At 41.2% G+C, this 9443-nt stretch carries 1 protein-coding gene, 4 pseudogenes and 1 other annotated feature; of the genes and pseudogenes, 3 read left to right on the top strand and 2 right to left on the bottom strand.

Going from position 1 to position 9443, the window contains the following annotated elements; translation table 11 throughout:
• The first annotated feature begins 68 nt into the window (after window positions 1–68).
• The gene (locus tag FTU98_RS13345; protein WP_218948290.1) at window positions 69–7064 is read left to right on the top strand and encodes an Ig-like domain-containing protein; all 6996 of its coding nucleotides are present in this window, start codon (window positions 69–71) and stop codon (window positions 7062–7064) included.
• Window positions 7065–7191: 127 nt separating this feature from the next.
• Here FTU98_RS13345 and FTU98_RS13340 read toward each other — a convergent pair.
• Window positions 7192–7362, bottom strand: a pseudogene (locus FTU98_RS13340) (helix-turn-helix domain-containing protein); the annotation flags it as partial.
• A 59-nt stretch (window positions 7363–7421) separates the two neighbouring features.
• Here FTU98_RS13340 and FTU98_RS13335 point away from each other — a divergent pair.
• Window positions 7422–7748, top strand: a pseudogene (locus tag FTU98_RS13335) (transposase); the annotation flags it as partial.
• A gap of 50 nt (window positions 7749–7798) precedes the next feature.
• Window positions 7799–8826: pseudogene (locus tag FTU98_RS13330) on the top strand (IS3 family transposase); the annotation flags it as partial.
• Window positions 8087–8204, top strand: a sequence feature (AL1L pseudoknot). (Overlaps the previous pseudogene by 118 nt.)
• 37 nt (window positions 8827–8863) lie before the next feature.
• On the opposite strand, the pseudogene FTU98_RS13325 reads toward FTU98_RS13330, so the two are convergent.
• Window positions 8864–9443, bottom strand: a pseudogene (locus FTU98_RS13325) (IS3-like element ISAba29 family transposase); the annotation flags it as partial.

Here is a 9443-nt window from a genome sequence, read left to right as displayed (position 1 = left end):
TTGATGGTATTGATGGCGCAGATGGTACCGACGGCAAATCAGCTCTGGAATTAGCTCGTGAGATTGGCTTGATTGGCCCAGAGGGTACGATCACCGATATGTTTAATGCCTTAAAAGGTGCAGATGGCAAATCAGCTTATGACCTGTATGTAGAGATCGCGACTGTAGCTGGAGAGACTCCACTATCGTTCACTGACTGGCTGGCTTCATTAAAAGGAGATACAGGTGCAGCAGGTGTAGATGGCCTGTCTGCTTATGAACTATATTTACAAGGTCAAGCGAACACTTGGTTTACAGCGAACCCAGCAGATCAGACAACTTATGAGGCATATGTTGCCGGTCTTGAGGAAGGTGGGGTTGCACTTTCTGCCTCTGACTGGTTAGAAGCCAATGTTCCAGCTTATGCCACTGTACTAACAGATGCTGGTACTGAGACTGAAGCCAAATGGTTAGAGTCCTTGAAGGGTACAGATGGCAAAGACGCCTACGTCCTTTCCAAACCTGTAATCGCAGAAAATTCTGAAGAAACTTTGGCTGGTACAGCAAAAGCAGGTGAAACAGTAGTTATTCTTGATGGGTCGGGAAATATTGTTACAGAAATTCCTGTTACAGCAGCAGATGGCACATTCACAATTTCCCCAAATCCTTTAGCAGGGGAAATCGGTTCAATTTATGTAACAAATGCACTAGGTGAAATTTCTGATAGCTTTACGTTAGTGGGAGCCGCTGATACGACAGCACCAGATTTACCAGTCATTTTGCTAAATGATGAAACGCAGTTAAGTGGTACAGCAGAACCAAACGCGAAAGTTATTGTGATTGCAGATGGTCAGGCATATGAAACAACTGTTGGTCCAGATGGTACTTGGAGTTTTGCGGACATAAATGGACCATTTAATCCTCTAGTAAAAGAAGGTGTAAGTGCAGCTATCATTTATGCTGAAGACAGTGCAGGCAATGATAGTAATCCATCACTTGTATTTATTTCAGAAAATACAGCCTTAGTCGATCTAATTGAATCCGTGGTTGTAGTAGATGACTGGAATACTGATGATGTCATTAATGCATTTGAATTAGGCAATGATGGTCAAATTCAGCTTGATGTTAATCTGGGAATTGATGCTGCTGTAGGTGACTTGATTTCGGTCAATGGTTATAACTATGTCTTGAATCAAGCAGATATAGAGGCAGAAAAAATTACCGTATCAGTCAATGCACGTGAAGGTGAAAATATTCTTGTTGTAACAGGCATTAATGCTGCGGGTCAAACAGAACGTCTTCAAGATAGTATCTTGGTGGACACTACAGCAGGTACCGTTACTTTAGACAGGGTTCAGCCTTTGGATACACTCACTTTAAGCGAAATTTTGCTTAATGACATGGTCATCAATGCGCTTGAGTCTACAGAGACTGTCAAACTTATAGGTACGGCAGAACCTGGTTCAGCGCTCAGCATTACAGTTGAAGGTATTGCAGCACCATTTACAACAGTTGCTGATTCAATTACGGGTCAATGGTCGATTGATTTAACGACCGATCAGTTAAATACTTTGGCTAATGGTGAAATTGCTGTGACTGGTACGGCAACCGATCTAGCAGGTAATACTGCTGAACTTGTGGATAATGTGACTTTAGATACACAAGCTCCAAGTGTAGCCATTACTATCTTAGAAAATGGCATTGTAACCGTTACACCTACAGAGCCATTGTATTTAAATAATACACAAGCAACGTTAAATGATATTGCGGCAAAATTGGGAGCTTCGGTTGAAGGTAATTTTGACGTTGTAGGTGGTCAAATTCAGTTCACACCAACTGACGCTTATTATGGTGATATTACTGTAACTTTACCTGCTAACACATTTACGGATTTGGCAGGTAACTCTGCTGGTGTTGCTACAGCAACAGATTTAATTAATTTTGCTGATGCTCCAACGGTGATCATCACGTCAGATGATTATTCGATTGTCGCAGGTCAAACAACTTTAATTACCTTTACTTTCTCAGAGTTGGTGAATGGTTTTGAGTTGTCTGATGCCAGTACAAATGGCGCAGGTACACTGTCGAATTTGACTCAGGATTTAAATAATCCACTTATTTATACTGCGATTTTTACACCAATTGTAACTGATGCCTTAACGGCAAATATTACTGTTGCTGCAGACAGTTATGTGAGTGTAACGACAGGTAAGCTGGGTGAAGCAGGTCAGCTGCAACAACTTGTGGGTGGTGTATACGAAAATACGAACATTACGGGCGATACGCAAGTTCCAGATGCTCCGATAGTAAGTCTTGCGACTGATACAGGTGTGTCAGATACGGATGGTATTACTTTCGATGCAACTGTAAATGTAGGTATTACAGTAGGTAATACTTGGCGTTATAGTACGGATGGTGGGAATACTTGGTCTACTACATGGTTTGACTCAACTACAACCTCATTTGAATTGCCAAATGCTGGTATCTATCGATATGGCGATATTGTAGTTGAACAACGTGATATAGCTGGAAATATCAGTCAAGGTGTTTTAGCTCAAGATGTGACTTTAGATACTGCTACCAGTATCACTATCACAAGTCCAACACAGATCTCGAGCTATGACAAAGCAAACGGTTACGTGGTTAAGGGTACAGCTGAGACAAATAGTAAAGTTACTTTTACTGTCGAGGGTATTGATAAAACCTTTGAGACAACCACAGACGCAACTGGTCATTGGACTCAATTAATTAGTCCACCAGATTCTACAACTACAGCGGATGGGGGTGATGCAGATACAACCATCACGATTTCAGCGACAGCGACTGATATTGCAGGTAATACCGCAATAGCGACTAAAACAGACATTGCTTCCCCAACTGTAGCTGATGCGATTTATGTAATTGCAGGTGATGACATTATCAATGGACAAGAAGCGCTGGATGGAGAGTCGATTAAGGGGGTATCTGATATACAATTATTAACTGATATAACAGATTATGGGGTTATTTATCGTCTTGATGAAAAAGGTGAACGTGAGAGTAATTCTGTATATACGTTTACGACTGGTTCTGCAGGTACATCTCAAAATTGGACAGAGTCGCTGACTCAGGCTCAAATTCAGACCTTGGGTAATGGACAATATGAGGTTGTATTATTTGATGACCGTAGTGGAGCACTTGGTAACTATACTTATAGCCAAGAGGTTGCCTCACGTAAGTTTACGATAGACCTCGATTTAACCTCACTCACATACACTGTTTCAGATGATGATGGTGCGCTAACTCCTGAAGGTACAACCTATATCACCAACGATTCAACCCCAACGTGGTCGGGTACAGCTGAACCAAATTCAGCTATTGAAATTATAATAGGTGGAAAAGTCGTTGGTTCTACCGTAGCAGATGCAAATGGGAACTGGACGGTCGAGGCAAATCAGACACTAGTAGATGATACCCATACCGTAACGATTAAGAGTACTGATAAAGCAGGCAACACGAGCACGGACAGTCAACATACCATTACGGTTGACACCGTTGCACCAATGATTACGATTAATGAACCAATTGCAGGTGATAATGTTTTAACTAATATTGAGGCAGCTCAAGGACTTACGATTAGTGGTACGGCCGAAGGTGCAGAAGTGGGCCAAACGGTCACTGTAACTATAGAAGGTCAAACCTTTACAACGACGGTAGAGCTTGATCCTGAAACAGCATCACCTGTTTGGAACTTAACTTTAACACCAGCACAATTGTCACCACTGTTATTAACAGATCCTCAGGTATTCGATATTAGTGCAACAGTCACTGACAAAGCTGGAAATGTATCTATACCTGATAGCGCAACGGTGATCTATAAACTTGCAGATACAGATGTTCTAAATACAGTGATTGAACTCTCAGAAGCTGGTTTATTGAACACCGAAACCATTTCTGCATCAGGTGCAATTATTAGCTTTCCAAGCGGTACGAGTACTGCATATTTAGAAGCGCCTGTGACTGAATTATATGTTAATGGCACACCGATTAGCTGGACGGGTCAAAATACTCAAGAGCTTGTGGGGAGTGTGAATGGTATAGAGGCGATCCGTATTTCATTAAATGCTGAAGGTAAATATACGGTAACCATGAGCCAAGCAATTGAACATGGTGAACCAAGCACAGCAACTGATGATAAGTTAGCCTTTGATGTCCGAGTGAACTTTGCCAACGCACGTGGTGATGTGACAGAGTCACAATACATTACGGTGAATGTGACAGATGATGTGCCAGTTCTTGCTGCAGATCGTACTGAAGCGTTAAGAAATACGTATGTTGTTGAAGGTAACGCACTTGTTAAAACCAGTGCAGATGGTATTACAACTGCTGAAATTAATGTAGATGGCACAATCTTCAAAATTGATTATGAGAATCAGAGTATTACTCAAACAGCAACGGGCACTGCAGACAAAGTCTTGGCATATAACCATATTCCTGCAGAAAATGGAGTAGGTCAGCTATTCATCACCACAGAACGCGGTGAGTTAATTAAGTTTGATCTAGATACAGGCGCATACCAGTACAGTATTTTTGCACCATTAGCAGGCGATTATTCAACCTCTGTACCGGTTGCCGTGAGCTTAGGTGGTTCAAATACCTTGTTAGGCGCTGTAAATGCAGACGTTGCTGGCTTACTTGAGTTTGAAAATAGCCAACTGTTTGCTGTACAAGGTGATGGTATTTATGCTGTTAAAATTGCTTTGGGTAATGTTGCTGATGTAGGCGGTTTATTAGGTAGTTTACTGGCCGATCCGAAAAAGTTCAGCTATAACACAATTTTGGCAAATGAATTCGGTTTCAATATCACTTTAACATCCGCTGTTTTAGGTATTGGTCAGGCGACATTAGAGATTAAAGCTCAGAATAATCAGCCATTAGATACCTTTAAAGTTAATCAACTACTTAGTACGGTGGGTATTCAAGGTGGTCTTTCAGAACTATTAAATGTTGGTATTCTTCCTTGGACTTCTATTACAGCTTATGCTCAGAATGGAACTGAGCTTGCGAATAAAGATTCAGTGGGCTTGGCAGATGTTGGCTTACTCAATGATTTGTTATCTGGTGAAACAGCGTCTACCATTTTAGTTGATAGTGCGGGACGTGGTTCAACTTTGACTAAGGCGGGGGCAGTAGAAGCTTGGTCTATTTATGGCTTAGACGGTGCCGATAAAATCTATGGTGGAAATGAAGGTGACCACTTATATGGTGGGAACGGTAATGACCTCATAATGGGTAACGAAGGCGACGACTATATCATTGGTGGTCGTGGTCACGATATTTTATATGGTGGTGAAGGGTCGGATACTTTCCGTTGGGAAAAAGGTGATCAGGTCATGACCATTGGTATTGCGACAGACATCATTAAAGACTTCAATGCAGACTCAACAGTATTGGGCGGTGACATTCTGGACCTGAAAGGTCTGCTCAATGGTGGTGGTCGTTTAGGATTTATGCCAGGTAACCTGACCAATTATTTACATTTCAGTTATGACGAAGTTAATGATCAAACTATTATTCAGATTAGTACTGAAGGAGAGTTTGTCGGTGGTTATCAGGAAGCATCACATACTCACTTAGTGGATCAAGTAATCGTGCTTGAGGGTGTTAATTTATTTAAATCGACTCCTTCACAAACTACTGCCGACTTACACTCAGATTATGAGGTGATTCAAAATCTGATTGCACAAGGCAAGTTGGATGTGGCATTGGTTGATCAAGTGATTGGTAGTAATTCAACTGACATTGATCTAAGTGTGACCGATACAGATGGTGATAGCGACACTACAGCAATCACATTTGATACAACTGAGTTAGTGTCGTTTGGCTATAACCCAGACAACCAAGCGCCATGGGTATTTGGTAAAAATACCTCTTTACTTGGTTTGGTTGGTCTAGATGTATTAAGTGTGATTAACTTAGGTGAGCAAGATATTTTTGTGTATGACATCAATAATGATTTACGCAAAGTAGAACTTGAGTTCCAACAAATTGTAGCGGTCAATGTAACGAAACCAACATTTGGCTGGTCAGCAAGACTTGCACAAGAGCTGGGTCTAAAAGTTGAAGTCATCGAAAATGAAGGTGTTCTAGGGCTTATTGCGCCAACAACGACCTTACGTATCACTAGTGCGAGTACAGAACTAAATATTAGCAATAGTGCGATTAACCAGCTTTTAGCCACTGTTAAAATTGGGGTTCAAGAGGGTGATCTTGGAATTGTAAATGGCGATCTACTCAGCTTAGACGTTATTAATACCATGCAAATCCGTGCAACAGACAGCCATGATTTGACCACAACAGAAACGATGGGCAAGTTACTCGACTTAGATTTGGCGACAACCAGCTATCGTTTAAATGGTGACGTGAATTTGGTTGAAGGAACCGATGAAAGCGACACAAATCTGGATCAGTCAGCAGCAAGTGGGTCAGTATTAATCTATGGTTACAATGGCGATGATACAATCACAGGCAGTGCATATAATGATGTGATTTACGGTGGCATAGGCAATGATGTCATTCATGGCGGTGCTGGCAATGACCTGATTTATGGTGGTGCAGGTGATGACACGATTCATGGTGGTTCTGGACTTAACATCTTAAATGGCGGTGCGGGTGCAGATACATTTGTATCTACAAGCGGCGCTCAAGATGTAGTGATCTACGATTTACAGGCGAATGATGCAACAGGTGGACATGGTCAAGATACCTGGAATGGCTTTAAAGTCGCTAATGTGGCTTTTGACACAGATGCAGATATGCTTGATCTTTCAGAATTGATTGCAGATTCATTTGATGAGGCGCACGCTCAGTCGCTTTTAGAAAATGACGCAACTGCTTATTTCAGTTATATGGCACAGTTCATTCAGTTAGAACAGGTTGCTGATGGTAGCACAATCAATACGTTAGTGAAGGTCGATCGTGATGGAAGTGGTGATGGAAGTGGTGATGGAAGTGGAGAGGCATTCTCTGCTACATCACTAGTAACTTTAACGGGTGTCGCTACTGATCTTGAGCAATTACTGCAAAATGGACAAATTTTGTATTAAGTTTTAAAAATCTGACCAAACCCAGAAAGTATGCGTTTACTTCCTGGGTTTTTTGTATATATGGATAAATGGAAAACTATTAAACAGGACTCTCAATCTTCAGCTGGTCCTAATATTTACTGAAATTTTAAACCATCTGATATTTCTTTAACCGGTAATCCAGCGTTGCCCGGCTAATCCCGAGCAGACGTGCCGCTTCAGAAATATTCTGCTGGCTGCGCTGCATGGCGGTTAGAATAATTTCCTGTTCATGTCGTTCCAAAGAAAAATCCTCAGTCAACAGGGTTTTCAATTGAATTGGAGGAGGTTGAATTTTCAGCCTGCTGCTTTAACAGCATAGGTATCTACACAATTTCCATGTTTTGCGTTAAATTGAAGAGCATGCTCTTTAATTTTAACATCTCTCGCTTAGATCAGCGCCTTGTCAAACGTTACAACAACCTTGTTCAACTCAATATGAATCCTCTTGCTTCACTTGCTCCTGCAATCAAAGATATTGCCTCTGCTCAAAAAAATAGTTTTGCAACGACGCAAGCTGTATGGCGGTTTTTAAATAATGATAAAATCTCATTTAGACAATTAAATGAACCTATTCAAAAACTTGCTTGTGATCAGATTAAGACATCGCTGCATCGTTATGCTTTAGTTATTCATGATTGGTCACAAATCCAATATGTGACACATTGAACCGTACCGAGTTTGTCGGAGACCAACTTTCTTGAGAGAATGTTCCAATGACAAAACCAAAATATACCCCTGAAATCAGAGAAAGAGCGGTTCAATTATTGATTGAATCTGAAAAAGATTATCCTTCTACTTGGGCTGCAATCACAGCTATTGCACCTGAGCAGCATGCTGCGCAAGGGTTGTACTCCTGAAACATTGCGTGTTTGGTATTTAAAGCATATGGATCAACTAAATCCTGCCAAAGTACAACAGATATCTGACCAAGAAAAAATGAAGCAAATGGAACGTGAAATTAAAGAATTAAAACGTGCCAATGAAATTCTACGTAAAGCAGCCGCTTTTTTCGCCCAGGCGGAGCTCGACCGCCCACACAAATAATGGTGGATTTTATCCAGAACAATAAAGATCGATATAGTGTTGAAGCGATTTGTAGAATTTTACCGATTGCAGCTTCGACCTATTATCGGGCTTTAGATCTCGCTGACAATCCAGAACATCGAGCGAAACGTGCTCTGCATGATTTACATCATGCAGAGCAAATCAAACGTATTTGGAAAGAAAGTTTAGGTCGATATGGTGTGCGTAAGGTCTGGCAACAATTGAAACGTGAAGGTTATGTTATCGCACGTTGTACAGTTGCTCGATTGATGCAGAAGCTAGGTATACAAGGTGTTTGGCGTGGTAAGAATAAACAAACCACCCGTAGCCGAGATGATCAAAAACGAGCAGATGACTTAGTAAAACGCAATTTTAATGCAGATCATCCTGACCCTTGCGAAGCAATGCTTCTCAGGTCGCTGACTTCACGTATATTCAAACTCATTCAGGCTGGGTCTATACCGCCTTTATTATTGATGTGTTCTCGCGAGCAATTGTTGGATGGAAAGTATCAACACGTATGAATACAGATATGGTGCTCGATGCACTGGAGCAAGCATTGCATGATCGAGGCATGCCAAAGAACGTGATTCATCATAGTGACAGAGGCGTGCAATATCTTTCCATTCGTTATACCAATCGTTTAGAAGCAGCAAATTTACGAGCATCAGTCGGTACGACCGGTGATTCATACGATGAACCGTACCGGGTTTGTCGGAGACTTTTTATTTAAGTTAGGCCACCTGACCTAACGGATTAATTTTATCATAGTACATTGCTTCAAAATCAAAAGGTGGCACATAACCTAGTGCACTATGTACACGCTCTTTATTGAACCAATCTACCCAATTTAATGTCGCAAGTTGTACATCCGCTAAACCTTGCCAATCTGCTTTTAAATATTCAATCACCTCTGTTTTGTATAAGCCATTCACTGTTTCAGCCAAAGCATTATCGTATGAATCACCAGTCGTACCGACTGATGCTCGTAAATTTGCAGCTTCTAAACGATTGGTATAGCGAATAGAAAGATATTGAACACCTCTATCGGAATGATGAATCACATTCTTTGGCATGCCTCGATCGTGCAATGCTTGCTCAAGTGCATCGAGCACCATATCTGTATTCATCCGTGTAGATACTTTCCATCCAACAATTGCTCGTGAGAACACATCAATAATAAAGGCGGTATAGACCCAGCCTGAATGAGTTTGAATATACGTAAAGTCACTCACCCACAGTTGGTCAGGATGATCAGCATTAAAATTACGTTTCACTAAATCATCTGCTCTTTTTTGATCATCTCGGCTACGG

Origin of the sequence: Acinetobacter sp. YH12211 (assembly GCF_013418015.1) — a bacterium.
GTDB lineage: Bacteria > Pseudomonadota > Gammaproteobacteria > Pseudomonadales > Moraxellaceae > Acinetobacter > Acinetobacter towneri.
The sequence above is the reverse complement of the archived record's forward strand: the minus strand, read 5'-3'. Positions and strand labels throughout refer to the sequence as shown.